This window comes from Lentzea sp. NPDC004789 (assembly GCF_053601075.1).
In genome coordinates this window covers 66,585-93,549 of the sequence record NZ_JBSGBE010000001.1, presented here as the reverse complement: position 1 = coordinate 93,549, position 26,965 = coordinate 66,585, and the positions used below count along the sequence as shown (strand labels likewise).

The following is a 26,965-nucleotide window of genomic DNA, read 5'->3' as shown; positions in this document are numbered from 1 at the left end:
CGGCCACCAGAAGTGAGGTGTTGGCAGCTCAGAGCGGCAGCGCGGGCTCGAACAGCCAACGCGTGAGCAGATCGCGGTGCCCCGCCAGCGACAGGAAGTCCTCTGTGGTCACCACACCGTGCCGGTTCCGCGCACACCACTCCCGCAGCAGCGCGAAGAACGAATCGTCACCCATCGCGCGACGCAACGTGTGCACGGTCAACGCCCCGCGCTTGTAGACCCGGTCGTCGAACCAGTCGGCCCGCCCGGGCCGGCCGATCACCAGGTCCTGCGGCAGCCGCGTCAGCAGGTCCCGTGCCGCGGCGGCACAGGCGTCGGCGGAACGGCCACCGGAAGCCTCCGACCACAGCCACTCCGAGTAGCACGCGAAGCCCTCGTTGAGCCAGATGTGCTCCCACGACGCGATGCCGACGGAGTTGCCGAACCACTGGTGCGCCAGCTCGTGCGCCACCAGCCGTTCGGAACCCCGGCGGCCGTCGACGTGGTTGGCGCCGAACGTCGACAGCCCCTGGGCCTCGACCGGGACGTCCAGCTCGTCGTCGGTCACCACGACCGAGTAGCGGGCGAACGGGTAGGGGCCGAACAAAGACGAGAACAGCGAGATCATCTGGTTCTGCCGGGCGAAGTCGTGCGCCACGGCCCGACGCAGCCGCGCTGGCGCCCACACGCCCGGCAGCGCCTCGACGTACTGGCCGATCTGGACGGTCGCCAGGTAGGTGGCCATCGGGGCGGCCATCGAGTAGGTCCACCGGGTGGTGCTGCCGGACACCTTGCCGTCGACGAGAACCCCGTTGCACACCACCGTGTACGGCGACGGTGCGGTCACGTCGAGCAGGTAGGAGGCCTTCGACGAGGGCTCGTCCAGGCACGGGAACCACGACGGCGCGCCGATCGGTTGCGACGCGACGATCGAACCGTCGGTGAGCTCGTCCCAGCCGAGGTCGCCCCACTCCGGCGTGGACACCGGCACCGGCGTCCCGGAGTAGCGGACCTCGACCGAGAAGGAGCCGCGCACGGCAGCGCGGATGTTCAGCACGCCACCGGCGTGCGTGTAGCGGGCGGGTTTGCCGTTCACGAGCACCTTCGACACGCGCAAGGGGCCGAAGGACAAGGAGAACGACGACAGGGAAACGCACGAAGCCTGCAGCACCGCACGCCCGGAGAGGCGTGCGGAGTGCGGCTTGTAGTCAAGCTCTAATGCGTAGTGATGTACCGAGAAGCTCATGTCCACGCGGAGATCGGGTTGCCCAGCCAACGGGTTCCCGACGGTACATCCTCTCCGCGCATCACCAGCGAGGCGGGTCCGATCGTGGTGTCGGAACCGACGGACGCGCCCGGCAGGACGATGCCGTGCGGGCCCAAAGTGGCGCCGTTGCCCAGAACCACGCGGTCCATGCGCAGGATGCGGTCGTGGAACAGGTGCGTTTGGACGACGCAGCCGCGGTTGACGGAAGCGCCGACGCCCAGTGTCACCAGGTCGGCCTCGGGCAGCCAGTACGACTCGCACCACACGCCACGCCCGACCGAGGCGCCCAGCGCGCGCAGCCAGAGGTTCATGATCGGCGTGCCGCCGGAGAATCCGACGAGCCACGGCACCGCGAGCACCTCGACGAACGTGTCCGCCAGCTCGTTGCGCCACACGAACGCCGACCACAGCGGGTACTCGCGCACCTTGAAGCGGCCCACGAGCGCCCACTTGGCGATCACGGCGACCAGGCAGGCCGCGACGCCGGCGCCCAGCAGCACGACACCGGACCACCACACGCCGAACTCGCGAAGGGCGAACAGCACGAGCACGACCAGGGCGACGTTCAGCATCACCGGGACGAACCGGCAGAGCTCGACCAGCGCCCGCGCCCACATCAGGTGCCGCGGCGGGTCGAACGTGCGCGACTGGTCGGACACCTCGGCGGCCCGCGGCAGCTTCATCGGCGGCATGCCCAGGTAGGACGAGCCGGCCTTGGCGCGCTTGGGAGCGGCGGACAGCACGCCGACGAGCCCGCCTTTGGGCACCGTGCGGCCGGGTGCGGTCATGCCCGAGTTGCCCAGGAACGCGCGCTTGCCCACGCGGGCCGTGGCGATGCGCAGCCAGCCACCGCCGAGCTCGTAGGACGCGACCATCGTGTCGTCGGCGAGGAACGCGCCGTCGCCCACGCGGGTCATCTTCGGCAGTGCGACCACAGTGGACGCTTCGACGCGGCGGCCGACCTTCATGCCGAGCAGGCGCAGCCAGACCGGCGTGAACAGCGAGGCGTACAGCGGGAACAGGGCCGAGCGCGCGTTGTTCATGAGGCGTTCGGTCGTCCACGCCTGCCACGCGACGCGGCTGTGCACGGGGTAGTGGCCCTCGCGCATGCCGATGCCCAGCAACCGCACGGAGACCAGCACCAGCAGCGCGTACGAGCCGAACCAGATCGCCGAGGCGACCGGCACGTCCCACAGGGCGGAGACGAGCGTCACGGGCCGCCGCAGCACGTACAGCACGGCGGGAGCGGCCGCGAGCAACGGCAGCGCGCCCAGCAGACCGGACGAGAAGCCGTACATGAGGTTCCAGAAGTACGACCGGGACGGGCGGCGCGACGGGAACGAGCGCGCGGCCTTGCCCTCGCGGATCGCGGGCACACCGGCCCAGCGCTGGCCCGTCGGCACCGAACCGGCGACGCCGGAACCGGGTGCGACCTCGGCCCGCTTGCCGATGCGCGCACCGGGGAACAACGTCGAGCGCGCACCCACGGTCGCCCCCGCGCCGATCCGGATGCGGCCCAGCACCAGGCGGTCGCCGTCGAGCCACCAGCCGGACAGGTCGACCTCGGGTTCGACGGCGGCGCCGCGGCCCACCTTCAGCATTCCGGTGACCGGCGGCAGCGAGTGCAGGTCGACGCCGGGGCCGATCTTCGCGCCCAGCGCCCGTGCGTAGTGCGTGACCCACGAGCCGGAAAGCTCGGTGGCGCGCGACATCTGCGCCAGCATCTCGGCGGTCCACAGTCGCATGTGGACGGAACCGCCGCGCGGGTACGTGCCCGGCTTCACGCCGCGCAACAGCAGACGGGCGCCACCGGCCGAGATCGCGAGACGGCCGACCGGCGAGATGAACACCGCCCAGCCGGCGACGACCCACCACCAGGACACAGAAGTCCAGCCCAGCACGTTCGACAACGCCGTCAGCGCGACGACCCATCGTGCACCGGAGATGGTCAGCAGTGGGATCATCAGCAACGTCTGCAGCACACCGGTCCGCCGCGGCGTCGGCGCGACCTCGCGCACCTCGGCCGTGGCGCCGTAGGACTCCAGGCGGCGCGCAAGCTTGTGCAGCGTCGTGTTCTGGTAGACGTCCGACACCGACGTGCTCGGGTACCGCGTGCGCACCAGCGAGACGAGCTGCGCCGCGGACAGCGAGCTGCCGCCGGACGCGAAGAAGTCCGCGTCCTCGGACGCAGGTCCGGAGCCCAGCACGGCCGCCCACTGCTCGGCCAGCCAGCCTTCCAGGCCGGAGAACACCACACCCGCGGTGTCCATCGACTCCAGCGGCCACGGCAGCGCGGCCCGGTCGACCTTGCCGGACGTGCGGGTCGGCAGCGTGTCGACGACCGCGAGCAACGGCACCAGAGCCGCGGGCAGCTCACCCCGCAACCGTTCGACCGCGGCGGTCTGGTCGAACTCGCCGTCGACCACGACGTAGCCGACGAGGATCTGGTTGCCACCACGCGTCGTGCGCACGGCGGCAGCGGCACCGGCCACACCGTCCAGCGCGAGCAGGGCCGCGTCGACCTCGCCCAGTTCGATGCGGCGGCCGCCGAGCTTGATCTGCTCGTCCGCGCGGCCCAGGAACACCAGGCCTTCCGGTTCGGCGCGGACCACGTCACCGCTGCGGTACGCGCGGTCCCAGCCCATCGACGGCAGCGGCGCGTACTTCTCGGCGTCCTTCGCGGGATCGAGGTAGCGCGCCAGGCCGACGCCACCGATCACCAGTTCGCCGGGCTCGCCCATCGGCACGACCTCGCCCACCGCGTCCACGACGGCGAGCTCCCAGCCGTTCAACGGCAGACCGATGCGCACCGGGCCGGTGCCGGTCAGCTGCGCAGCCGTGGCGACAACGGTCGCTTCCGTTGGGCCGTAGGTGTTCCAGACCTCGCGGCCGTCGACGGCGAGCCGTTCGGCCAGCTCCGGTGGGCAGGCCTCGCCGCCGAAGATCAGCAGCCGGATGTCGTCCAGCGCTTCGACCGGCCACAGCGCGGCCAGCGTCGGAACCGTGGAGACGATCGTGATCTCCTGCTCGACCAGCCACGGGCCGAGGTCCATCCCCGTGCGCACCAACGAACGCGGTGCGGGCACCAGGCAGGCGCCGTGGCGCCACGCGAGCCACATCTCCTCGCAGGAGGCGTCGAACGCGACGGAGAGCCCGGCCAGCACGCGGTCGTCCGGGCCGATCGGCTCGTCCTGCAGGAAGAGCCGTGCCTCGGCGTCCACGAACGCGGCGGCGTTGCGGTGCGTCACGGCGACGCCCTTGGGCTTGCCGGTCGATCCGGACGTGAAGATGATCCACGCGTCGTCGTCGAGACCGGGCTCGCCCGGAAGGCCCAGCGGAGTGCCGTGCAGCACAAGGGATCGGCCTTCGCCGAGCACGGCACTCACTTGTGCCTCACCGAAAACGAGCTCCGCGCGCTCGTCCGGGTCCTCGAAGTCGACGGGCACGTAGGCCGCGCCCGCCGCGAGGGTGGCCAGGATCGAGACGTAGAGGTCGACCGTTCCGGACGGCACGCGGATGCCGACGCGGTCGCCGGTCCCGATGCCCTCGGCGGCGAGTTTTTCCGACAGTTCCAGCACTTCGGTGATCAGCGCGCGGTACGTGAGCGCGGTGGTGCCGTCGTCGACGGCCAGCGCGTTCGGGTGCTGTTCGGCACTCGCGCGCAAGATGTCCAGCAGTGTGCGCGGGGTGGGCGCATCCCCTGCCGTGAACATCGATCGAAGAACAACGGGTTCGGCCGCAATGGTCACGACAGCGTCACTTCTCACCCTCTCGGCAAACTGGTGGACCAGCCACTTTACCTCGGGTTAACGGACTACCTGTCTCCCGAGTAAGCCGACTCACAGGTGGTGTCAGTCACCGCAACACTTTCGAGTGACGCCTTCGCGTTGTGCCGCGCCAGGTTGAAGTCGCGCCAGTCCTGCTCGACGTCGCGATTCTTCAACCACCGCAACGCACACGTGCGTTCGTGGTCGGGCAACCGGACGAGCGCGGGCACCGCGTCCTCCGACAGCGTCGCGAGGTACCCCGTGTCGATCTTCTGCGTGGTCTCGAACCGCGACACGTTGTAGTCGGCGACCACCCGTTCGGGGTTCATCACCATCACCGCGAGCAGGAACGCCGACCCGGTGCCGACGATCGCCTTCGGCAACCAGTTGGCGCGCAACGAGATCCCGCCCGCGATCACCATCAGGTAGACGACGGCGAGCCACACCTCGCACGACGCGACGAGCAGCCGCAGCACCGTCCACCCGTACGCCTGCTGGTAGAACCACATGCGGCTCAACGCACTCGCCACGATCACCAGCGTCAGCACCGCGAGCGACCCGAGCAGCACCCGCAGCCACAACTGCTCCCGCGCGGTGTTCTTCGCCGCGAAGTGCGCCACCCCGGCGATGACGCCGAGCGCCAGGATCGAGACCCACAGCAGCTGCCAGAAACCGGACCGCGCGTACTCGGCGAACGTCACGCCCGCCGTCTCCATCACGTACTTCTCGCCACCGAACAGAACCGCGAGCTGCGTCCCCACGAACCCGGCGAACAGCACCACGAGCGCACCCACCGGCAGCGCGTAGTCCTTGACCCGCAACGCACCCGGCCTGCTCCGCGCGTCCTCGTTGATGTGCGCGGGCGCCGCCACGAGGTAGCACGCCCCCAACGCGCCGAACGCCGCCACACCACCGAAGAACGCCATCCGCACGAACACGCCGACTTCGAGGTCCGGCACCAGGCCTTCGAGGAAGTGGCTGAACCCCTGGTCCGCCCCCGCGAGCAGCGACCCGAAGATCAGCAGCAACGCCAGCGCCACCCCGACCGAGATGAGCGGCCGGAGCCCGATCGGCCCGCGCCTGCTGAGCCCCTTCGCCACCCACGGAATCGACCTCAGGCCGCCGAGCCCGACACCGAGCGCGCCGAAGACCAGCCCGCGCACGGTCTTCCCGCCCGCCATGGCGATCGACCCGCACAGGAAGGAGGCCATGAGGCACAGCGGGAAGATCCACTCGGCTGCCCGCAGGAAACCCATCGCGAGGAATGCGAGCGCGCCGGCCAGCCAGAGCGCGCGCTCGACGGACGGCTTGCCCGCGTAGTGGAGGACGGCGCCGACACCGACCAGGCCCGCCAGGAACCAGCCGATGCCGTTGTTCGCCGGGGCGAGGAACGCTCCGGCCAGGCCCGCGACGAGACCGGCGACGAGGACCTTCGCCGGGGCCGGGTCGGCCGGTGGGGTCCACCAGGGCATCAGCGGGACGCCCGCGGCGGGGACGACGACCGGACCGGCGGTGGGGTAGCGGGGCGGACCCTGCCAGGGTGAGGGCGGAGGCAGGGTCGCGGTGGCGACCTGAGCGGGCTGGACTGCCGGTTCAGGCTCGTCCGCCTTCTTCGGCTCCTCCACCTTCTCGACAGGCTGTTCCAGCTCTTCAGGTTCCCGATCTTCGGGCTCTGCGGAGCCCACCACCGGCCGGTACCCGATCCTCCGGAAGTTCCGGTACCGCCGCCGAGCAGCACGCTCGTCGCCGGCCGCGTTCGCCGAGTCAGAGTCAGAGTCAGACATTTCTCTCTCCCAAGCCCGAAAAAGGGCGCGCTTCACCGTCACACCGCCGCGCGGTGCGAACACGAACCAAGAAGTCAGCGAGGCAAGGTCACCCGGATGCACGACCCGGGATCCACCACGGCGATCGTCCCGCCGTGCAGGTCCACCACCCACCGGGCGATGGCGAGACCGAGTCCGGTCCCACCACCGCCCGCCCTCTCCCCTCGGGTGAACCTCTCGAAGATCCGCGACCGGTCGGCCGGGGCGATCCCCGGTCCCTCGTCCCGGACCTCCAGCACCACACAAGAACCGGCCGCACACCCGGACACGGACACCAACCCCCCGGTGGGTCCGTGCCGGGCAGCGTTGTCCACCAGGTTCACGAGCACCTGGTGCAGCCGTTCCCCGTCGGCCAGCACCATCAGATCGCCGGGCACGTCGATCGAGAACGACGCGGCCGGAGCCGCCACGGCCGCCTCGGCCACCACGTCGGCGACCAGGGACGACACCGACAGCGTCTCGCGGTTCAGCGACAGCACGCCGGCGTCGATCTTCGACAGGTCCAGCAGCTCGGTGACCAGCCGGCCCAGCCGTTCGGTCTGGGCCAGCGCGGTCCTCATGGTCGCCGCGTCGGCGACGGCCACCCCGTCGACCACGTTCTCCAGCACGGCCTGCAACGCCGAGATCGGTGTCCGCAGCTCGTGCGACACGTTCGCGATCAGCTCACGTCGTTGCTGGTCGGCGGCGGCGAGGTCGGCCGCCATGACGGTGAACGCCTCGGCCAGCTGCCCGACCTCGTCCGACGACGTCGCCCGGACCGACCGCGAGTAGTCGCCGGACGCCATCGACCGGGCCGCCGACGTCATCTCCCGCAGCGGCGACGTCATGCCGTGCGCGAGCAGCTGCGACGTCAGCAGGCCCAGCACGAGAGCGATCAACGTGGTCCGCGGCGGCAGCCACCCCGTCACGTACCGGAAGTAGGCGAACGACACGCACCCCGAGACCACGATGACGATCCCGAGCTTCAGCTTGATCGACCGCACCGAGTCCAACGGCCGCGGCAGCATGTCCAACCAGCCCAGCAGCGTCTTCACCGAGACACCTTCTTCTGGGGAACCTCCAGCGCGTACCCCACCCCGTGCACGGTCCGGATCAGGTCAGCGCCGAGCTTGCGCCGCAACGCCTTCACGTGACTGTCGACCGTCCGCGACGACGCCCCCTCGTGCCACCCGCACGCCTCCGCGAGCAACCGTTCCCGCGCCTGCACAGCGGACGGCCGCTCGGCCAGGAACACCAGCAGGTCGTACTCGGTGGGCGTCAGGTGCGCCTCGACGCCCGACCTGGACACCCGCCGGGCCGCCAGATCGATCACCAGGTCCCCGAGCTCCATCGACTGCGAGGCGACCGCCCGCGACACCCGGCGCAGCAGCACGTGCACCCGCGCCGCCAGCTCGCGCATCGAGAACGGCTTCGTCAGGTAGTCGTCGGCCCCCACGGCGAGCCCGACCAGCAGATCGGTCTCGTCCCCCCGCGCGGTCAGCATCAGCACCGGCACCGAACGCGACGCCTGGATGCGCCGGCACACCTCAAGGCCGTCGAACCCCGGCAGCATCACGTCCAGAACGACCAGGTCAGGCGTGAAAGAAGCGGCCGTGGCGACCCCCGACGGCCCGTCGTGGGCCACCGCCACCACGAACCCCTCCGCCCGCAGCCTCGCGGCCACGGACTCGGCGATCGTGATGTCGTCCTCCACGACGAGCACCCGGCGCTGACCTGTCATGCCGGTGACTTTATGGGCATGTCGTGGAGGACGCCGGGACAAGTTGTGAAGATCGTGTGCAGACGTTCTGTAAGTTCGGGACATGAACGTCCTCGAAGCGGTCCTGGAGAGGATCACCTACGCCAACGAGGACAACGGCTACACCGTCGCCAAGGTCGACACCGGCCGCGGTGACCTGGTCACGGTCGTCGGCGCGCTGCTCGGCGCCCAGCCGGGCGAGTCGATCCGCATGCGCGGCCACTGGGGGTCGCACCCGCAGTACGGCAAGCAGTTCCACGTCGACGACTACACGACGATCCTGCCCGCGACGATCCAGGGCATCCGCCGCTACCTGGGCTCCGGCCTGATCAAGGGCATCGGTCCGGTGCTCGCGGACAAGATCGTCACCCACTTCGGGGTCGCCGCGCTGGACGTCATCGAGAACGAGCCGGAGCGCCTCATCGAGGTCCCGAAGCTCGGCCCGAAGCGCACCAAGGCCATCGCGGAGGCCTGGGAGGAGCAGAAGGCCATCAAGGAGGTCATGGTCTTCCTGCAGGGCGTCGGTGTCTCCACGTCGCTGGCCGTCCGGATCTACAAGCAGTACACCGACGAGGCCATCGAGGTCGTCAGGGAGGAGCCGTACCGGCTGGCGAACGACGTCTGGGGCATCGGTTTCAAGACCGCGGACGTCATCGCGAAGGCCGTCGGCATCCCGCACGACAGCCCGCAGCGCGTCAAGGCGGGCCTGCAGTTCACGCTGTCCGAGGCCACCACCGACGGCAACTGCTACCTGCCGGAGCAGTCCCTCATCGCGGAAGCCATCAAGATCCTCCAGGTCGACGCGGGCCTGGTCATCGAATGCCTCGCCGAGCTCGTCGAGGAGGAGGGCGTCGTCCGCGAGGAGTTCGGGGACGACGAGGTCGCGATCTACCTGATCCCGTTCCACCGCGCGGAGATCTCGCTGGCCGCGCAGCTCAAACGCCTGCTGCACGCCGACACCGACCGCATGCCGAGCTTCCGGGACGTCAACTGGGACAAGGCCTTCGCGTGGCTCGGCACGGAGCTCGAACAGCACCAGGCGGACGCGGTCAAGCTCGCGCTGACGCAGAAGGTCGCGGTGCTGACCGGCGGACCCGGCTGCGGCAAGAGCTTCACCGTCCGCTCGATCGTCCGGCTGGCCCAGGCCAAGAAGGCCAAGATCGTGCTGGCCGCGCCCACCGGCCGGGCGGCCAAGCGCCTCACCGAGCTCACCGGCCACGAAGCCCGCACGGTCCACCGCCTGCTGGAGCTGAAACCGGGCGGCGACGCCGCGTACGACCGCGACCACCCGCTCGACGCCGACCTGGTCGTGGTCGACGAGGCCTCGATGCTGGACCTGTTGCTCGCCAACAAGCTCGTGAAGGCCGTCCCGCCCGGCGCCCACCTGCTGCTCGTGGGCGACGTCGACCAGCTGCCGTCAGTGGGCGCGGGGGAGGTGCTCAGAGACGTGCTGGCCGAGGGAAGCCCGATCCCGCACGTCCGGTTGACGCACATCTTCCGCCAAGCCCAGGAGTCCGGCGTCGTCACGAACGCGCACCGCATCAACAGCGGCGACTACCCGCAGGTCCAGGGACTACCGGACTTCTTCCTCTTCAGCACCGACGAGGCAGAGGAGGCCGCGACGATGACCGTCGACGTCGTCGCGAACCGCATCCCGCGCAAGTTCCGGCTCGACCCGCGCAAGGACATCCAGGTCCTCGCCCCGATGCACCGCGGCCCGGCCGGCGCGGGCGCGTTGAACACCGTGCTGCAGGAGGCGCTGACGCCGTCCCGCGACAACCTGCCGGAGAAGCGCTTCGGCGGCAGGGTGTTCAAGGTCGGCGACAAGGTCACCCAGATCCGCAACAACTACGACAAGGGCAAGAACGGCGTCTTCAACGGCACGTTGGGCGTCGTCACCGCGTTGGATCCTGTCGAGCAGAAGCTGACCATCCGCACCGACGAGGACGAGGACGTCGACTACGACTTCTCCGAACTGGACGAGCTCAGCCACGCCTACGCGATGACCATCCACCGGTCGCAGGGCAGCGAGTACCCGTGCGTGGTCATCCCGATCACGACCAGCGCGTGGATGATGTTGCAGCGCAACCTGCTCTACACCGCCGTGACGCGTGCGAAGAAGCTCGTCGTGCTGGTGGGCAGCAAACGAGCCATCGGCCAAGCCGTCCGCACCGTCGGCGCGGGCCGCCGCCACACGGCTTTGGCCCACCGCCTCCGCACTTCTTGACGGCACGCGGGGCCACTTCTTGACGGCACGCGGGGCCCTTTCGTCCTCCAGAAGAGTACGAAAGCTCCCCGCGTACTCTTACACCCGCGTAATTACACCGACGTCAGGTAGTCCGTGATCAGACGCGCCCACGGCATCGCGGACTCCAGCGCGATCGCGTGCCCACACGCGATGTCGGTGTACTTCGACCCCGGAATCAGGTCCGAGACCTCCTTGCCGAGGTGACGCGACAGCAGCTGGTCACCGGACGCGCCGATCACCAGCGTCGGCTGCGTCACCCGCGGCAGCACGTCGGTCAGGTCGATCTTCAGGATCAGGTCGACGTGCGCGGGCGACCCGGTCGGCACGCTCGCCCCGATCAGCTCGGCGAAGCCCTCCGCCTGCGCGGGCGTGAGCCTGGCCAGGTACTCCTTGCTGCACATCACCGACAGGATGAACCGCGACAGCACCGCGCGCGAGCCGTCCAGCAGCGACTTCCACTCGTCGATCTTCGCCCGCGTCGCGGCGTCGATCCTGGTGAACGGCGCGCTCAGCACCAGCCCGCGCACCCGCTCGGGGTGCCGCACCGCCGCCGTGACCGCGACGGCGCAGCCCATCGAGTAGCCGGCGACGAAGAACGACTCGTGCCCGGCCTTGACCGCGACGTCCACGAGGTCGTCGGCGAGCTTCTCCAGGTCGAGCGGGCCGGCCGCCTTCGGGGAGCCGCCCGAGCCCGGCAGGTCCGGTGCGATGACCGTGAAGTACTGGGTGAGGGTCCCGATGATCGGGCCGTAGTTGGCCTGGACGCTGCCGCCCGCGCCGTGCACGAGCAGCAGGGCCGGGCCGGTGCCCTTGACGACGGTGGACAGGCCGGACATTGGGGACCCCCGGGGTTTCGTCAGTCCATGCTGCGGACGATGGTCGGCTCCAACCCCTCGTCGTCGTCCGTGAGAGAACCGCGCCACGGGAAGTCGAGGGAGATCTCAGCGACGGTGTCGTTGTAAAGATGATCCATGGTTTGCACTCCCGTAACTCCCACGACTTTTCTGCGGAACCTCGCTGTTGTCGAGTCGGTTTCGGCCTACCAGCACAATAACCGCTGCGATGCTGGGTGAAATACTATTGACTTTCGTCACAGGGTACCAAGTGGCCGGTTTCTCGATCCCAAGCACCGGACGGTAATCATCCGGTCGGTCGAACGAACTGGCGCGACTCGTCCGGACGGCCCATCATCGTCGATCATGCGGATCGCACTGGCCCTGCTCGCCTGTCTGGGTCTTCTCCTCAGCCCTTCTCCGGCACCGGCCGACGGTCCACAGTCGACGTTCGTGCTGCGTGTGCCCGCTCCGCTCGGCGATTCCGCGCAACGGTTGCTCGGCCTCGGCTACGACGTCGCCGAGCAGCGCGACGGCACCGACCTGTTCGTGATCGGCGACGCGCACACCGCCGACAGGCTCCGCGCGGACGGGTTCCAGTCAGCTGTTGAGACGGTGATGCCTCCGTCTCAATGGGCGCCGCGCTCTCTCGCGGATTCGACCTACTACGGCGGCTATCACACCGTCACCGCACATATCGCCCATCTCGACGAAGTAGCCGCCGCGCATCCCGATCTCGCCACCGTCGTCGACTACGGCGACTCCTGGCGCAAGACCCAGGGCGCCGGCGGATATGACCTGAAAGCCATCTGCATCACGCAGAAGCACCCAGGTGACTGCGCATTGACGCCCACGGCGCCGAAACCGCGCCTGTTCGTGATGGGACAGCTCCACGCGCGCGAAATCACCACCGGCGACATGGCGTGGCGGTTCATCGACGACCTGGTCGGCTCGGACCTCACCGCCATGCTCGGCTCGGTCGAGGTCTGGGTCGTGCCGATCGCCAACCCGGACGGCGTCGACATCGTCGAGTCCGGCGGCGACTCGCCCGTGCTGCAGCGCAAGAACGCCCACGGCGACTGCACGTCGGGCCAGCGCGGCGTCGACCTGAACCGCAACGCGGGTTCGCACTGGGGCGAGGTCGGCACGTCGGCCAACAAGTGCAGCGAGATCTACCGCGGCCCGCGCGCCGACTCCGAGGTGGAGACGCAGGCCCTGGAGTCGCTGTGGCGCAAGCTCTACCGCGACACCCGCGCGCCCGGCGACACCGCGGCGGCCTCCCCGGACACCACCGGCGCCGTGATCTCCATGCACAGCTACGGCAACTACGTGCTCTTCCCGTGGGGCTGGAGCACGCAGAAGACCGGCAACGACGCCGCGCTGCGCAAGATCGCGCAGGACATGGCCGCGCTGTCGGGTTTCACGGCCGGGCAGCCCGGCGAGGTGCTCTACAACGCCTCCGGCGCCACGGACGACTGGGTGTACGAGGACCTGGGCGTGCCGAGCTTCGTGTGGGAGATCGGCGCGTCGTCCGGCACCTGCGGTGGTTTCCTTCCGCCGTACTCGTGCCAGAAGGACGTGCATTGGCCGAAAGTGCGGTCGATGCTCGTTTCGGCCATGAAAGCGGCGCAGAAGCCCTACTGACGGCCTCCTGGCGGCATCTTGGACGCCATGGGGACTCGCTTACTGGCAACCACTGCCGCCTTCAGCCTGATTTTCACCGGCTCGGCCGTCGCAGACGACCAGCAAATCGACCGCAAGATCGTCCAGCAGGCGCTGGACCAGATCACGAGCACGGCAGCCCAGGGCGCGCAGCTGCGCGTCACCGAAGGCCGCCACGGCTTCACCGCCCGTTCCGGCACCGCCGAGCTGGACAGCACCCGGCCGGTGCCGGTCAACGGGAGGTTCCGCGCGGGCAGCATCACCAAGACGTTCACCACGACGGTCGTGCTCCAGCTCGTCGGCGAGGGGAAGGTCGAGCTGGACGCACCCGTCGACCGCTACTTCCCGGGTCTGGTGGACGGCCGCATCACCGTCCGCCAGCTGATGCAGCACACCAGCGGCCTGTTCAACTACACCAACGCCATCGGGTTCAGCCCGCAGGCCTTCGAACCGATCAGGTACAGGCACTGGGAACCGGAGGAGATCATCGCGATCTCGACCAGCAGGCCGCTGCAGTTCGAGCCGGGTACCAAGTGGGAGTACAACAACACCGGCTTCGTGATCCTCGGCCAGCTGATCGAGAAGATCACCAAGCAGCCCTACGAGCGCGTGGTCCGGCAACGCATCCTGACGCCGTTGCACCTCAACGACACCACGTCGCCCGGCGACGACGCGGACATCCACGGCCCCCACGCCCACTCGTACGGCCTGGTGAACGGCAAGGCGACCGACACCACCCGGTTCAACCCGTCGGTCTTCTGGGCCGTCGGCGACATCGTCACGACGACCAGGGACCTCGACACCTTCTACCGCGCGCTGCTCGGCGGCAAGCTGCTCAAGCCCGCTCAGCAGGGCGAACTGCTGAAGACCACGCCGGCGAGCCCCGAGTACGGGCTCGGCCTGTTCGTCCAAAAGGCCCCGTGCGGTACGACGATCGTCGGCCACACCGGCAGCGTGCCGGGCTTCGGCAGCTACGCGTTCTACACGCCGGACCTGAAGCGCCGCGCGGAACTGTCCGCCACCGCGGGCCTCGGCACCGGTGACCCGGCACCCGGCTACAACGCGCTCCTCAACGAGATCTTCTGCTAGGAGCAGGGGTTCGGAGCAAGGGATGTCCCTGAGGGCGGTTCAGACTCAGGGACGATGTGTCGATCCCCGTGCCTCGCCAAGGTGGGAGGCATGGGGATTCGACTGGTAGCCACCGTTACCGCAGCAAGTCTGCTGGCACTGACCACCGCGGGCACCGCTCTCGCCGACGAGCAGGGTGTGGACCGCAAGGTCGTCCAGCAGGCGTTGGACCAGATCACGCAGGGCGGGGGAGCGCTCGGCGTGCAGGCCAGGGTCACGGACGGACGGCAGCGCTTCACCGCCCGTTCCGGCAAGGCCGACCTGAACAGCGACCGGCCCGTGCCGGAGAACGGCCGGTTCCGCGTCGGCAGCATCACGAAGACGTTCGTGTCGACGGTGTTGTTGCAGCTCGCGGGCGAGGGCAGGCTCGAACTGGACGCACCGGTCGTCCGGTACCTGCCCGGCCTGATCGACAGCCGCATCACCGTCCGCCAGGTCATGCAGCACACGAGCGGCCTCTACAACTACACCAACGCGCTGCCGCTCAGCCCGGAGGAGTTCGAGAAGATCCGCTACAAGCACTGGACGCCGCAGGAGCTCCTCGCGCTGTCCACGAGCAAGCCGCTCGACTTCGAGCCCGGCACGAAGTGGAGCTACTCCAACACCAACTACGTCGTCGCCGGCCTGCTCGTCGAGAAGCTGACCGGCAGGCCCTACGAGAAGGCCGTCGAGCAGCGGATCCTGAGGCCGTTGCACCTCGACGACACCGAGGTGCCCGGCGACAACCCGAACATCAACGGCCCGCACGCGCGCGCCTGGTGGACCGTGGCCGGCCAGCCGTCCGAGATCACCCGCCTCAACCCGTCGGTCGCCTGGTCCGCCGGTGAGATGATCTCCACGACGCGCGACCTCGACACGTTCGTGACCGCGTTGTCGAGCGGGAAGCTGCTCAAGCCCGCACAGCAGCAGGAGATCAGCAAGACCACCGCGGTCAGCCCCGAGTACGGCCTCGGGCTCGAGGTCCTGACCCTTCCGTGCGGCACCAAGGTCTGGGGCCACAGCGGCGGCATCCCCGGCTACTCCTCGGAGATGCTGACCACGCCGGACACCAAGAAGCGCCTGGAACTCAACGCCACCAGTGCGCCGGTGGCCGGAAACCCCGGTGACGCGCTGAACAAGCTCCTCACGGCAGTCTTCTGCTGACGATGAAACTGGTAGCCGCACTCACCGCGGCCACCCTGCTCGCCACCGCCGGTGTCGCGTCCGCGGCACCGGCCGGTCAGCAGGCGGCCGTGCAACAGACGCTCGACCGGCTCGTCACGTCCACCAACGCGCTCGGGATCCAGGCGCGGATCACCGGACTCGGCGAGTTCCGCTCCGGCCTCGCCGAGCTCGGGTCGCGCAAACCCGTGCCGCACAACGGAACGTTCCGCATCGGCAGCGTCACCAAGCCGTTCGTGGCGACGGTGGCGCTGCAGCTGGCCGGCGAGGGCAGGCTCGGCCTCGACGCGCCGGTCGGCCGCTACCTGCCCGGCCTGGTCGACTCGCGCATCACCGTTCGTGAGCTGTTGCAGCACACCAGCGGCCTCTACGACTACACCGAAGCGCTGCCGCTCGACCCGCGGGGGTTCCCGTCGATCCGCTACCGGACGTTCGATCCGCGCGAACTGGTCGCGATCGCCACCAGCCGGCCGCTCGGGTTCGAACCCGGCACGCAGCACAGCTACTCCAACACCAACTACGTCGTCATCGGCCTGCTCATCGAGAAGATCACCGGCAGGCCGTACGCGAGGGCGGTCGAGCAGCGAATCCTGAAACCGTTGAGGCTCAAGGACACCGTCGTGCCCGGTACGGACGTCGACCTGCCCGGCCCGCACGCGCACGGCTACTTCCCCGACGCGGCAGGCACACCGGTGGACGTCACGCGCCTCAACCCGTCGTGGGGCGGAGCGGCGGGAGAGATGATCTCGACGACGCGCGACCTGGACACGTTCCTCCAAGCGCTGCTCTCCGGCCGGCTGCTCGAACCCGAGCAGCAGAAGGAACTCACGAGGACCACGGCCGCGAGCCCGGACTACGGCCTGGGCATCTCGGTCCTGCGGTTGTCCTGCACCACGCTGTACGGCCACGACGGCACGATTCCCGGCTACGGCGCGATGATGATCGGCACGCCCGCGAAGCGGATCACGTTGTCGGTCAACGACGCCGCGAACGGCCGCACGCCCGGCGACGGTTACGTCAAGCTGGTGGAGTCCGTTTTCTGCTGAGCGCGAACGAAAGGGGAGCTGGGCTGACCAGCTCCCCTCCCGGCGTTGCGAAGACTGCGGCTATCCGAGCGCGTTCTTCATCGCTGTGATCAACTCTCCGTCCGCGGTGTCACCCGTGAGCTCCCAGAAGAACGCGCCGCCGAGGCCCTGGCCGCGGGCCCAGGCGATCTTGGACGCGATCGTCTGCGGGGTGTCGTAGCTCCACCACTGGCCGTTGCAGAACGCATAGGCCGTGCCGGCCACCGTGCCCGTGGCGGGGCACTTGGTCTTGAGCACCTTGTAGTCCTCGATGCCCTGCTCGAACGTGCCGGGAGCCGGACCCGTCGCCGTGCCACCGGGAGCCGCCTGCGTGACGCCCTGCCAGCCGCGGCCGTAGAAGCCGATGCCGAGCAGCAGCTTGCCGGCCGGAACGCCCTTGCCGCGCAGCTTGGTGAGCGCGGCCTCGGAGTTGAAGCCGGCGGTCGGGATGCCGCTGTAGCTCGTCAGTGGCGAGTGCGGGGCCGTCGGACCCTGCGCCGCCCACGCACCGAAGTAGTCGTACGTCATGACGTTGTACCAGTTGACGTACTGCGCCGCGCCGCCGTAGTCGGCCGCGTCGATCTTGCCGCCGCTGGAGCCGTCAGCGGTGATCGCCGAGGTGACGAGCAGCGAGCCGAACCGCGCCCGCAGCGCCTGCATCAGGTTCTTGTACGCCGCGAAACCACTGGTGTCGCAGCTGTTGCCACAGGCGTTCGGGTACTCCCAGTCGATGTCGATGCCGTCGAAGACATCGGCCCACCGCGAGTCCTTGATCAGGTTGTAGCAGGACTCGGCGAACGCCGTCGGGTTGGCCGCGGCCTGACCGAAGCCACTGGACCAGGTCCAGCCGCCGAACGAGTACAGCACCTTGAGGTTCGGGTACTTCTTCTTCAGCTTGCGCAGCTGGTTGAAGTTGCCGCGCACCGGCTGGTCCCACGTGTCGGCGACGCCGTCCACGCTCTCCGCCGCCGTCATCGCCTTCTCGATGGCGGGGTAGGACTCACCGATCGTGCACTGCCCGTTCGACACGTTGCCGAACGCGTAGTTGATGTGCGTGAGCTTCGCCGCCGAACCCGAGGTGTCGATGTTCTTCACCTGGTAGTTGCGCGCCGGGTAGACACCCCACTCCGCGAAGTAGCCCAGGTTGATCTTCCCGGGAGGCGGCGGCGGACCGGTCGTGGTCGTCGTCGTGGTGGTGGTCGTGGTCGTCGTAGTGGTGGTGGTGCTCGTGGTCGTCGTGGTCGGGTTCGTCCCGCCCGCGTCGCACGAACCACCGTTGAGCTTGCAGTTGGTGGGCGGGGCGAACGTACCCGTGTACGCGCCGTTGAAGCCGAAGCTCACCGACTGACCGACGCCGACGTTGCCATTCCAGGTGTTCTTCACCGTGACGACCTGACCGGACGTGGTGTAGCTACCGTCCCAGAGGGAGGTCACGCGGTGGTTGGCCGGCATGGTGAACTCAACAGTCCACGACGTCAGGGCCGCCGTGCTGTTGTTCGTGATCGTGTACTTGCCCTCGAAGCCCGTTCCCCAGTCCGAACCCTTGGAGAACGTGGCGGACACGCCACCGGCACCGCTCGCGGCGGGCACGACGACGATACCGAGGACCATCGCGGCGACGGCCGCGAAGAGAGCAGCAAGATGCCATCGGAACTTGGACATCGGTCTCCTCAGTCGCAGGGGTAACCGGAACGATGTGGTTTAGACCACTATGGGGTCAAGGTCTAGACCTCTGCCGTCACTCGAACGGAGTAGTCTGCAAACGGTTCCGGGCAGGCGACCGCACAAAGGGGACGGTCGGTCCGCGAGTTCGGTGATGCCTGTTGCCGCCTAAATGCGAATGTCGACGCGTTCTTCCGCGCCGTCAAGGCTCGCGAGCAGGCGCAAGCCGTCGTCGGCAGGACTCCCGGGAGCCGCCGACAGCACCAGCAGCTCCATCCCCGACTTGTCCGGCAGCGAGAAGTTCTCCTGGTGCAGCTCCAGCAGTCCCACCAGCGGGTGCCGGTACATCTTGCGTCCGTGCCCACGAGCGCGCACGTCCGCACGCGCCCAGAGCCGGCGGAACCGTTCGCTGCCCATCGACAGCTCGCCGATGAGCGAGGCCAGCCGCGGATCGTCCGGGTACTTGCCCGCGGCCAGCCGCAGGTGCCCGACCACGTCGAGGGTGCACTGCTCCCACTCCGCGTAGAGGTCGGTCTCCTCCAGGAAGATGTGCCGCGCGGTGTTCATGCCCCGCAACGGCCGGCTGTAGAGCAGTCCGGCGAGGCGGTTCCCGGCGAGCACGTCCATGCGGTGGTTCATGATCACCGCGGGTGCGTCGGTGATCAGGCCGAGGACGCGCAGCAGTTCCGGCCGGACTCGGCTGCTCGGCGCCTTCGCGGTGCGGCGGCATTGCCGGCCGAGGCGGTGGAGGTGTTCGCGTTCGGTGTCGTCGAGGCGCAGGACGCGGGCGAGCGCGTCGAGGACCTGGCCGGACGGCTGAGTCGCGCGGCCCTGTTCCAGGCGCACGTAGTAGTCGACGCTCACGCCTGACAGGTGCGCGACCTCTTCGCGGCGCAGGCCGGCGACGCGGCGGTGCCGGTCGACGGGGATCCCGACCGACTCCGGGGTGACTCGGGAGCGCCGGATCCGCAGGAAGTCCGCAAGATCGTCCACGTCTCCAGTATGGCCCCGGTGGCGGGGGTGAGGGTGGTACTGCCGTTACCAGGAAGCCCAGGCCCTGAACGCCGAGGTGGTGAGCGCCGCAGGATCGGAAGCACCTGATCCGAAGGAGTTCGCAGTGAAGACGTTGATCGTCCACGCCCACCCCGAGCCGAAGTCGCTGAACGGCTCGTTGAAGGACCTCGCGGTGTCCACATTGGAGAGTGCTGGGCACGAGGTGCGGGTGAGCGACCTGTACGCGATGAACTGGAAGGCGGTCGTGGACGCCGCCGACTTCGGGTCCGCGGCGTCAAGCCCGCTGAACGTGGGCCTGGACTCCGGCCGGGCCTTCGACACCGGGACGCTCACCCCGGACATTCGCGCCGAGCAGGAGAAGCTGCTGTGGGCGGACACGATCATCTTCCAGTTCCCGCTGTGGTGGTACTCGATGCCCGCGATCCTGAAGGGGTGGGTCGAGCGGGTGTTCACCTACCACTTCGGCTACGGCGTCGGTGAGCACAGCGACACGAAGTACGGCGAGCGCTACGGCGAAGGCACCCTCGCGGGCAGGAGGGCCTTGTTGTCCGTGACCGCGGGTGGCCCGGAGCCGCACTACGCCGCCCGCGGGATCAACGGGCCGATCGAGGACCTGCTGTTCCCGATCCACCACGGCATCCTCTACTACCCCGGCATCGAAGTGCTGCCGCCGTTCGTGGTCTACGGTGCCAACCGCATGACCGGCGAGGACTACACCGTTGTCGCCAAGGCCTGGGAGCAGCGGCTGCTCACGCTGACCTCGACCGAGCCGATCCCGTTCCGGCGGCAGAACTTCGGCGACTACGAGATCCCCTCGCTGAACCTGAAGGAGGGGCTGGAGCCCGCCGGACGCAAGGGGTTCGGGCTGCACGTGCGCTGACCGTCAAGTGTGAGTAAACCTTTGCACGATCAGCCGATCGCCCGCTCCGCGCCCCAGGCCGCGATGTCCTCCCGGCTCTGCAGCCCCAGCTTCTCGCGCAGCCGCTGCAACCGGGAGGCCACCGTCCGCACCGACACGCCGAGCCGGTTCGCGATCTGCTGGTTCGTGAGACCGGTGGCCAGCAACGCGATCAGGCGCCGTTCGTGGTCGTCCAACGAGTCGTGTGCCGCCTCTGTGCGGTCGAGCCACACCTCGTCCTGAATGACCGCCTCGATCTCGGTAGCGGTCAACGGTGTGGAGGCGGCCTCCGCGCGCGCAACGGACAACATCAGCCGTGCGGTGCGCATCGCGCCCGCAACTTTCTCCGCCCAGAACGGATCCGGCACCACCCCGACCGAGCGGCGCAGCGCTCGTCCGGTCGCCTCAAGCCGTAGCGCGCGCTCGGCCTGACCTCGCATCAACGCCACGATCGCCAGCCCTTCCAAGGCATCAGGCGCGGTCAGCGGGTTCACTCCGTCCATCCGCAGTGCCTCCTGGAAGGCGTGCGCCGCCTCGTCCAGGTCGCCCTGCACCAACGCAACGGCGCCGCGTGTGTTCAGAGCGGATGCGATGCGCGCGGGCGCGCCTGACGTGCGCGAGATGGGCAACGCCTTCATGACAGCCCTTTCGGCCCGTTCGTGCTTGCCGAGCGACAACGCCGTACGGGCCAAGTCCACCAAACAGGTCGCACGGGCAAGAGGTTCACCCAACAACTCGGCGACGCGCAGGCACTCGGTGTTGTTCTCGTCCGACGCCTCCCACTCGCCGGAAGACTGCTGCACGGCGGCCAACGTGCTGCGGGAGCTCATCACCAACGCCGGATGGCCGATCGAGCGCACCAACCGGGAAGCCTCGCCCGACAGTTCGATCGCCTCGTCGTGATCGCCCTGCTCGGCCGCGAACCGGGCGGCGTGGTTCAGCGCCACGCAGCGGTAGTCGTCCCGCGTGGACGGTCGCCGCAACGCGTCCCTCAGCAGCACGCGCGCCTGCCGGAGCCGGCCGCGCCTGGCTGCGCAGTCCGCCAGCGCGGAAGTCAGCAGCAGCAACCGCTCGTCGGAGCGCTCGGCCGCCCACTCGACCGTTCCGAGCAGGCTGTCGACGTGGTTGTCGAGCTTGTCCTGCACCTCGAACGGCACCGACAGCGGCGAAGTGATCAGCACGTCCGACAGGTCGGTGAACCAGCGCGCCAGGGCTTCGTAGGCGATGTCGAGCTCACCCGCCGCGACGAGCTTCTCCCGTGCGTGCAACCGGACCGACTCCAGCTGCCGGAACCGCGTCGTGCCGGGGACGGCCGTCACGAGCGACTTGGCCTGCAGCCGCGACAACACGTCCAGCACGGGTTCCGCCGACCGTTCCGACGAGCAGACCTCGGTGGCCGCGGTCAGGTCGAAGCCGCCGTCGAAGACCGACAACCGCCGCAACGCGAACTGCTCGTCCGGCCGCAGCAACTGGTAGCTCCAGTCGATCGCCTCGCGCAGGGAACGCTGCCGGGACGGCGACTTGCGGCAGCCCAGCGTCAGCAGTTCCAGCGGCTCGTCCATCCGGTCGCAGATGTCCGCGACGGGCAACAGCTGCACCCACCGCGCCGCCAGCTCGATCGCGAGCGGCATGCCTTCCAGCCGGGCGCACAACAAGGCGACCGCGGCGGTGTTCGACGGCGTCAACCGGAAGTCGGGCTTGCGCTCACGCGCGCGTTCCACGAACAGCTTCACCGCCTCGGAGCGCGGTGCCGCCGTCGTGACGAGGTCGCGGTCCGTCGACGGCACCGGCAGCCCCTCGACGTGGAAGCTGACCTCACCGGTGATCCACAGCGCCTCGCGCGACGTCGCCAGCACCCGGACGCCGGGGCAGCGGTTGAGCAGCAGGTCGGTGAGCTCGGCGCACGTGTCGAGAAGGTGTTCGCAGTTGTCGAGGACCACGACCACTTTCATGTTCACGAGCGTTTCCAGCACCGTGTCGCGCAACGGCTCGTCCGGCTGTCCGACGACACCCAGTGCCTGCGCGACGGCGGGCATGACGTCCTGAGGGCTGGTCACCTCGCCGAGCTCCACGAGCAGGACCCGGTCCGTTCTCCCGCGCCGCAACCGGCCCGCGGCCTCCAACGCCAGCCGGGTCTTACCCGCACCCGCACTGCCGACGAGCGTGACGAGACGGTGCCTGCGCATCAGCTGGTCGAGCTTCGACAGCTCCTGTTGGCGGCCGACGAACGTGTCGCGCGCTGCGGGAAGATTCGAGAGCACGCGCAAGTTCCTGCTGCTCGCCGCAGTGGGCGCGGGAACGGCCGCGCGACGGCGATAAGCCCTTTGGCGGCAAGCGTTGGAGCAGTAGGACCTGCGCTGCTCGGAGGTGGCGGGAGGCAGCGTGCCGGCGCACAGGGCGCAACGTCCGGTGCTCGTCATGAGGTCCTCTCCTCCAGCCGTAACGGCAGGCCGCACCCGTCTCGGTCCGGCAGAGCCGCAGGTCGTCGGTGATGACCTGCCCCGTGCAGCCCGTTACACGTCTTCGTGTGCGAGACGGTTCGCACTGTGCTCGTTATGCCTGCCTTCCCCAGATCCTCGTTCGGGAACAAACTGGCCACTGGTCCGGTCTGACAGGGAGTCCGCATGACGTTGACAACCAGCACCTCGTGGGCGAGTACAGGTCTGCAACTGGTGGACAAGCCGCGCACGATCACCGTCGGCATCGCCGACGACGAGGTTCTGATCCGCACCGGCGTCCGCGGCGTGCTGGAGCGTTCCGGCAACGTCGTGGTGGTCGGCGAGGCGGGGGACGGCGGCGGTGCCGTCGAGCTCGCGCGGCGCCACCGTCCGCAGGTGCTGCTGATGGACGCCGCGATGCCCGGCATGGAGGGCCTCGGGGCGGTGCGCCTGGTGCGCAGGCACGTGCCGGGCACCCAGGTGATCATGCTGTGCACCCCGCAGACCGAGGAGATGTTGTTCCCGGCCCTGCGCGCCGGTGCGGCGGGATTCCTGTTCAAGAACGGCGAACCCGACGCTCTGGTCAACGCCGTGCGCGTGGTCGCCGCGGGAGAGGCCGTCCTGTCGCCGTCCGCGACACGCGCGCTCGTCGACCACTTCACCGGCGCCGACTCGGAACGCCGTGACGCCGCGCGCAGCCGCATCAGCCTGCTCACCCGGCGGGAGCAGGAAGTGCTGGTGTACCTCGCACAGGGCATGGCGAACGCACGCATCGCAAGGCTCATGTACCTCTCGGAAGGGGCGATCAAGGCCCACGTCAGCCGACTGCTGACGAAACTGCGGTGCGACAACCGCGTCCAAGCCGCTCTCATCGCACGCGACGCCGCCCTTCCCTGCTGAACTGACTGTTGCACAACGGCGCTGCCGCCAGACTAGCCAGGAGAGATCGCGTCGCGAAGCAGGTCACCCGGTTGGCCCCGTCCAGATTGATGTCGCTTTCCCGCCAGCGTCTCGGTTGGAACCACGTCATGCTGGTGCGCATGCGCTTGAACACGTTCACGAAACGCTTGCCGTTCAAGGCACCTCTTTGCCGTGACAACCTTTTTGGTCACCTGATCGCGACCGCGGTGCCCGGTGTGGAGGAGTGGCGCGACGGCGTGTACCGGCGCTCATTGCGTCTCCCTTTCGGTTGCGGGATCGCGTCTTTGCGACCCTTGACCGATCACGTCGAGTGCACTGTGGAGCTGTCCGACGAACGTGATCTGGCCAAAGCTCTAGACCTTTGCCGTTTCCTGCTTGATCTCGACGTCGATCCGGTCGAGGTCGACGACGCGTTGTCTTCTGACCCGTTGTTGGCACAACTGGTGTTTCGTGCGCCAGGGCGCCGTGTGCCACGCACGGTCGACGGCGCGGAGTTCGCCATCCGTGCCGTGCTGGGCCAACAGGTTTCCACGAAGGCCGCGCGCACGCACGCCGCCCGTCTCGTGTCGCGTTACGGCACACCGGTCGGGGACCTGTTCCTGTTCCCGCTGGAGTTCGACGTCGCCGAGCTCGCGATGCCCCAGTCCCGGCGCCGCACGATGGCCGCGCTGCTGGACGCGCTTCAGTCCGGTTTGGACCTGTCTCCCGGCGCTGATCGCGCGGTCGCGCGCGAGTGGTTGTCGACGCTGCCGGGCTTCGGTCCGTGGACCGTCGAATCGATCGCGATGCGTTCGCTGGGCGACCCGGACGCGTTCCTGCCGACCGATCTCGGAATTCGATTGGCCGCCAAGGCTTTGGGCCTGCCTTCGACGCCCGGCGCGTTGGTCAGGCGTTCGGAGGTGTGGCGGCCGTGGCGGGCGTACGTGGTGCAACACCTGTGGGCGACCGGTGATCACGAGGTGAACCGGATCCCGGCCTGAGCTGGACGCTCGCGTACATCGCCGCCGCGGACGGGTGGTGCACGAAACCGGGCAATGGCGGCGGATCCTGCGCAAACCGTTGCAAATCAACGAAAACGTCGTGGGCGCTGGCCGGGCGCGCCTCGGGGTCCTTGGCCAGCAACCGCTGCACCACGGGGTCGAGCGGGCTGCGCAGCCGGCGCGGCGGTTCCTTGACGTGCTTGTCGAACACCGCGTACGCCGTCGGCCCGGTGAACAGCTGTTCACCGGTCAGCATCTCGTGCAGCACGCATCCGAGCGCGTACAGGTCACTGCGCGGTTCGGCGGTACCGCGCTGGATCTGTTCGGGCGCCATGTACGACGGCGTCCCGAGGATCTGACCGGCCCGGCTGAACGGCGCCACGTCGCTCTCCCTGAGCAGCGCGAGCCCGAAGTCGAGCACCTTCACGGCGCCGTCCGGGCACAGCATCAGGTTGGTGGGCTTGAGATCGCGGTGGCAGATGCCCTGCCCGTGCGCTTCGGTGAGCACCGCGGCCGCCTGTGCCGCGATGTTCGCCGCCCACGCCTCCGGCAGCGGGCCGAACTCGCCGACCAGGTCCGCGACCGTGACGCCGTCCACGAACTGCATCACCTGGAACAGCCGCTGGTCGTAGGTGCCGAAGTCGTACAGGACCGGCACTCCCGGGTGCTCCAGCCTGGCCACGATCCGGGCCTCGCGCGCGAACCGGTGCTGCACCTCGTCGTCGCTGCCCGGCAGCCGCAGGAGCTTCACGGCCACCCGGCGGTCCAGGCGCAGGTCCCGGCCTCTGTGCACGGCGCCCATGCCGCCCCGCCCCAGCGGCAGGTCGTCGATCTCGTAGCGGTCGGCGATCAGCACGTGGGAAGCCTAACCGCCACGAGCTGTTCGCTGACCCCGCGCGCTTCCTCGTATGCGAGGCGAACGGTGACAGCGTTTCGGGACATCACGATCGGGTGAATCTGACCTGGTCACGCCGGGCCGATCTGTCCGCTCAGCAGCCCATGATAGCCCAAACGGACCAGCGCCGCCGCGTCTTCCAGGCCGGATTCCAGGGCCTTGAGCTGTGTGAACACCTGTCCGTACCGGCGTTGCGCGTGGATCGGCAGCGACGGCACCTGTGTGCGGCGCACGTCCAGCCGCGTGGATCCGGTGGGGGTGCGGGCGAACGCGGCGCGCAGCACGCCTTCGAGGAAGTCCGGGTCGACCCGGTCCGGGTCGATCTCGTAGGTGGCGCCGGTGGGGGAGGTGACGACGTGCGTGCCGGGGGCGCCGCGGACCAGTTCGCCGATCGTGGTCATCGGCGGTTGGGCCTGTTCCTGCAGCTCGGGGAGGGCGGGGAGGGCGAAGTCCGGTTGGGCCGCGAGGTAGGACGAGGCGTCGGTGCGGCTGTGGCGGGCGGGGCTCAGGTCGACGTCGTCGTCCAGCAGGTCGATCACGCGCGTGTTCGGCTCGACCGGTCCCGGCGTCTCCAGCAGCGCGATCCGCTCGGGCACGCGGCCGATCGGGTTGCGCAGCAGCCACAGGTCGCGGCCGGGCTGCACGGTGATCACCGCGCGGATCGCCCCGGCGCGCAACAGGTTGCCGCGGATCCGCTTGCCCGGCCGCCTCGACGCGGCCGCGGACGGCAGCAGCACCGCCACCTGACCGCCGGGCTTGGTGAGCGACAGGCAGTGCTGCAACCAGGCCAGTTCCGGTTCGCCGCGCGGCGGCAGGCCGTAGATCCACCTGGGGTCGCCGACCAGCTCCTCGTGCCCCCACGTCCGGTCGTGCCACGGCGGATCGCACAGCACCGCGTCCGCCTTCTGGGCGATCCCGTTGTGCCGCAAGGAGTCGCCGGTGATGATCTGCGCCTCGGGCAGCCGCCGCCGCGCGATGACCGCCGAGACCGGATCCAATTCCTGCCCGATCTTGTGGCGCGCTTTCGACGCCTTCAGCAGGTTTCCGGTCCCGCACGCCGGATCGATCACCGTGTCGCCGTCGGTCGTGGCCAGCACGACGTTGACGACCTCGGCGGGAGTGGGGTTGAGCAGCCGAGAGTGGGCCTCCAGGTAGCGCTCGTGCAGGAACTCGAAGGTCCGCGCGTCGGCGTCGACCGTCGCCAGCGCCTCGCCGAGCCGCAGGTCGTCGACGGTCCGCAGCTGGGTCCAGAGCCGCTCGGCCGGCGACACGCGAAACGGCTTGCCGTTGCGCCGCAACCACGCCTCGACGTCGCGCAGCAGGTACAACGGACTGGACGCCGTCCCGCCGACCGGCGACGGGAAGTCCTCGAACCGCCGCCGCCAGTTCGACACGGCCGCCCGCCCCACGTCGGCGAGGCGCGCGATGTCCCCGGCGTTGACCGTCTCATCCATAGTTCACAACCGTATTGCTTGTGAAGTCACTTC

The 26,965-nt window shown here is 69.1% G+C and carries 19 protein-coding genes; 8 read left to right on the top strand and 11 right to left on the bottom strand.

The features are described from left to right. Positions 1-28: 28 nt before the first annotated feature. The 5 genes from ACWEIJ_RS00410 to ACWEIJ_RS00390 all read right to left on the bottom strand — a co-directional run bounded on the left by ACWEIJ_RS00410 (position 29) and on the right by ACWEIJ_RS00390 (position 8,556). A complete protein-coding gene (locus ACWEIJ_RS00410; RefSeq protein ID WP_449835056.1) occupies positions 29-1,225 on the bottom strand; it encodes a M1 family metallopeptidase in 1,197 nt (398 codons plus the stop codon). Beyond that, positions 1,222-4,959, bottom strand: coding sequence for a Pls/PosA family non-ribosomal peptide synthetase (locus tag ACWEIJ_RS00405; protein ID WP_449835055.1), 3,738 nt, complete (start codon positions 4,957-4,959; stop codon positions 1,222-1,224). Before ACWEIJ_RS00405 ends, ACWEIJ_RS00410 begins: the two co-directional genes overlap by 4 nt. A gap of 101 nt (positions 4,960-5,060) precedes the next feature. After that, the gene (locus tag ACWEIJ_RS00400; RefSeq protein WP_449835054.1) at positions 5,061-6,797 is read right to left on the bottom strand and encodes a DUF4153 domain-containing protein; all 1,737 of its coding nucleotides are present in this window, start codon (positions 6,795-6,797) and stop codon (positions 5,061-5,063) included. 74 nt (positions 6,798-6,871) lie between these two features. Next, entirely contained in the window at positions 6,872-7,843 is a 972-nt protein-coding gene (locus tag ACWEIJ_RS00395; RefSeq protein ID WP_449835717.1) for a HAMP domain-containing sensor histidine kinase, read from the bottom strand. 23 nt (positions 7,844-7,866) lie between these two features. Next, on the bottom strand, positions 7,867-8,556 hold the full coding sequence (locus ACWEIJ_RS00390; protein ID WP_449835053.1) for a response regulator transcription factor: 690 nt from the start codon (positions 8,554-8,556) through the stop codon (positions 7,867-7,869). A gap of 82 nt (positions 8,557-8,638) precedes the next feature. Between ACWEIJ_RS00390 and recD2 the strand changes: the two genes are divergently transcribed. Continuing rightward, entirely contained in the window at positions 8,639-10,801 is a 2,163-nt protein-coding gene (gene recD2, locus ACWEIJ_RS00385; RefSeq protein WP_449835052.1) for an SF1B family DNA helicase RecD2, read from the top strand. A 92-nt stretch (positions 10,802-10,893) separates the two neighbouring features. Here the strand turns inward: recD2 and ACWEIJ_RS00380 are convergent, their stop codons facing one another. Further along, positions 10,894-11,658, bottom strand: coding sequence for an alpha/beta fold hydrolase (locus tag ACWEIJ_RS00380; RefSeq protein WP_449835051.1), 765 nt, complete (start codon positions 11,656-11,658; stop codon positions 10,894-10,896). Between the two features lie 363 nt (positions 11,659-12,021). Here ACWEIJ_RS00380 and ACWEIJ_RS00375 point away from each other — a divergent pair, with 363 nt between their 5' ends. The 4 genes from ACWEIJ_RS00375 to ACWEIJ_RS00360 all read left to right on the top strand — a co-directional run bounded on the left by ACWEIJ_RS00375 (position 12,022) and on the right by ACWEIJ_RS00360 (position 16,652). Then, positions 12,022-13,299 (top strand): M14 family zinc carboxypeptidase, encoded by a 1,278-nt coding sequence (locus ACWEIJ_RS00375; RefSeq protein ID WP_449835050.1) that lies wholly within the window; start codon positions 12,022-12,024, stop codon positions 13,297-13,299. Positions 13,300-13,326: 27 nt separating this feature from the next. Further along, a complete protein-coding gene (locus ACWEIJ_RS00370) occupies positions 13,327-14,406 on the top strand; it encodes a serine hydrolase domain-containing protein (RefSeq protein ID WP_449835049.1) in 1,080 nt (359 codons plus the stop codon). Positions 14,407-14,496: 90 nt separating this feature from the next. Then, on the top strand, positions 14,497-15,588 hold the full coding sequence (locus ACWEIJ_RS00365; RefSeq protein WP_449835048.1) for a serine hydrolase domain-containing protein: 1,092 nt from the start codon (positions 14,497-14,499) through the stop codon (positions 15,586-15,588). 2 nt (positions 15,589-15,590) lie between these two features. Then, a complete protein-coding gene (locus ACWEIJ_RS00360) occupies positions 15,591-16,652 on the top strand; it encodes a serine hydrolase domain-containing protein (RefSeq protein WP_449835047.1) in 1,062 nt (353 codons plus the stop codon). Between the two features lie 60 nt (positions 16,653-16,712). On the opposite strand, the gene ACWEIJ_RS00355 is transcribed toward ACWEIJ_RS00360, so the two are convergent. Then, positions 16,713-18,332: a glycosyl hydrolase family 18 protein gene (locus ACWEIJ_RS00355; protein ID WP_449835046.1), complete on the bottom strand. Its 1,620-nt coding sequence runs from the start codon at positions 18,330-18,332 to the stop codon at positions 16,713-16,715. A gap of 168 nt (positions 18,333-18,500) precedes the next feature. Beyond that, a complete protein-coding gene (locus ACWEIJ_RS00350) occupies positions 18,501-19,325 on the bottom strand; it encodes a helix-turn-helix transcriptional regulator (RefSeq protein ID WP_449835045.1) in 825 nt (274 codons plus the stop codon). Between the two features lie 124 nt (positions 19,326-19,449). On the opposite strand from ACWEIJ_RS00350, the gene ACWEIJ_RS00345 reads away from it, so the two are divergent. After that, positions 19,450-20,226, top strand: coding sequence for an NAD(P)H-dependent oxidoreductase (locus ACWEIJ_RS00345; RefSeq protein WP_449835044.1), 777 nt, complete (start codon positions 19,450-19,452; stop codon positions 20,224-20,226). Between the two features lie 29 nt (positions 20,227-20,255). On the opposite strand, the gene ACWEIJ_RS00340 is transcribed toward ACWEIJ_RS00345, so the two are convergent. Continuing rightward, on the bottom strand, positions 20,256-22,505 hold the full coding sequence (locus ACWEIJ_RS00340) for an ATP-binding protein (RefSeq protein ID WP_449835043.1): 2,250 nt from the start codon (positions 22,503-22,505) through the stop codon (positions 20,256-20,258). Positions 22,506-22,868: 363 nt separating this feature from the next. Here ACWEIJ_RS00340 and ACWEIJ_RS00335 point away from each other — a divergent pair, with 363 nt between their 5' ends. Both ACWEIJ_RS00335 and ACWEIJ_RS00330 read left to right on the top strand, forming a co-directional pair. Then, complete coding sequence (locus tag ACWEIJ_RS00335; RefSeq protein WP_449835042.1) at positions 22,869-23,582, top strand: response regulator; 714 nt, start codon at positions 22,869-22,871, stop codon at positions 23,580-23,582. Positions 23,583-23,671: 89 nt separating this feature from the next. Further along, the gene (locus ACWEIJ_RS00330) at positions 23,672-24,583 is read left to right on the top strand and encodes a DNA-3-methyladenine glycosylase family protein (RefSeq protein WP_449835041.1); all 912 of its coding nucleotides are present in this window, start codon (positions 23,672-23,674) and stop codon (positions 24,581-24,583) included. Here the strand turns inward: ACWEIJ_RS00330 and ACWEIJ_RS00325 are convergent. Beyond that, positions 24,489-25,439 (bottom strand): serine/threonine-protein kinase, encoded by a 951-nt coding sequence (locus ACWEIJ_RS00325; protein WP_449835040.1) that lies wholly within the window; start codon positions 25,437-25,439, stop codon positions 24,489-24,491. The genes ACWEIJ_RS00330 and ACWEIJ_RS00325 overlap by 95 nt on opposite strands. Before the next feature lie 110 nt (positions 25,440-25,549). Next, a complete protein-coding gene (locus ACWEIJ_RS00320; RefSeq protein ID WP_449835039.1) occupies positions 25,550-26,932 on the bottom strand; it encodes an HsdM family class I SAM-dependent methyltransferase in 1,383 nt (460 codons plus the stop codon). Between the last annotated feature and the right edge of the window lie 33 nt (positions 26,933-26,965).

Bases quoted from the DNA above. Each gene is read 5' to 3' on its own strand.
- ACWEIJ_RS00410 (WP_449835056.1), bottom strand. From the start codon at position 1,225: ATGAGCTTCTCGGTACATCACTACGCATTAGAGCTTGACTACAAGCCG.
- ACWEIJ_RS00405 (WP_449835055.1), bottom strand. From the start codon at position 4,959: ATGTTCACGGCAGGGGATGCGCCCACCCCGCGCACACTGCTGGACATC.
- ACWEIJ_RS00400 (WP_449835054.1), bottom strand. From the start codon at position 6,797: ATGTCTGACTCTGACTCTGACTCGGCGAACGCGGCCGGCGACGAGCGT.
- ACWEIJ_RS00395 (WP_449835717.1), bottom strand. From the start codon at position 7,843: ATGCTGCCGCGGCCGTTGGACTCGGTGCGGTCGATCAAGCTGAAGCTC.
- ACWEIJ_RS00390 (WP_449835053.1), bottom strand. From the start codon at position 8,556: ATGACAGGTCAGCGCCGGGTGCTCGTCGTGGAGGACGACATCACGATC.
- recD2 (WP_449835052.1), top strand. From the start codon at position 8,639: ATGAACGTCCTCGAAGCGGTCCTGGAGAGGATCACCTACGCCAACGAG.
- ACWEIJ_RS00380 (WP_449835051.1), bottom strand. From the start codon at position 11,658: ATGTCCGGCCTGTCCACCGTCGTCAAGGGCACCGGCCCGGCCCTGCTG.
- ACWEIJ_RS00375 (WP_449835050.1), top strand. From the start codon at position 12,022: ATGCGGATCGCACTGGCCCTGCTCGCCTGTCTGGGTCTTCTCCTCAGC.
- ACWEIJ_RS00370 (WP_449835049.1), top strand. From the start codon at position 13,327: ATGGGGACTCGCTTACTGGCAACCACTGCCGCCTTCAGCCTGATTTTC.
- ACWEIJ_RS00365 (WP_449835048.1), top strand. From the start codon at position 14,497: ATGGGGATTCGACTGGTAGCCACCGTTACCGCAGCAAGTCTGCTGGCA.
- ACWEIJ_RS00360 (WP_449835047.1), top strand. From the start codon at position 15,591: ATGAAACTGGTAGCCGCACTCACCGCGGCCACCCTGCTCGCCACCGCC.
- ACWEIJ_RS00355 (WP_449835046.1), bottom strand. From the start codon at position 18,332: ATGTCCAAGTTCCGATGGCATCTTGCTGCTCTCTTCGCGGCCGTCGCC.
- ACWEIJ_RS00335 (WP_449835042.1), top strand. From the start codon at position 22,869: ATGACGTTGACAACCAGCACCTCGTGGGCGAGTACAGGTCTGCAACTG.
- ACWEIJ_RS00330 (WP_449835041.1), top strand. From the start codon at position 23,672: ATGTCGCTTTCCCGCCAGCGTCTCGGTTGGAACCACGTCATGCTGGTG.
- ACWEIJ_RS00320 (WP_449835039.1), bottom strand. From the start codon at position 26,932: ATGGATGAGACGGTCAACGCCGGGGACATCGCGCGCCTCGCCGACGTG.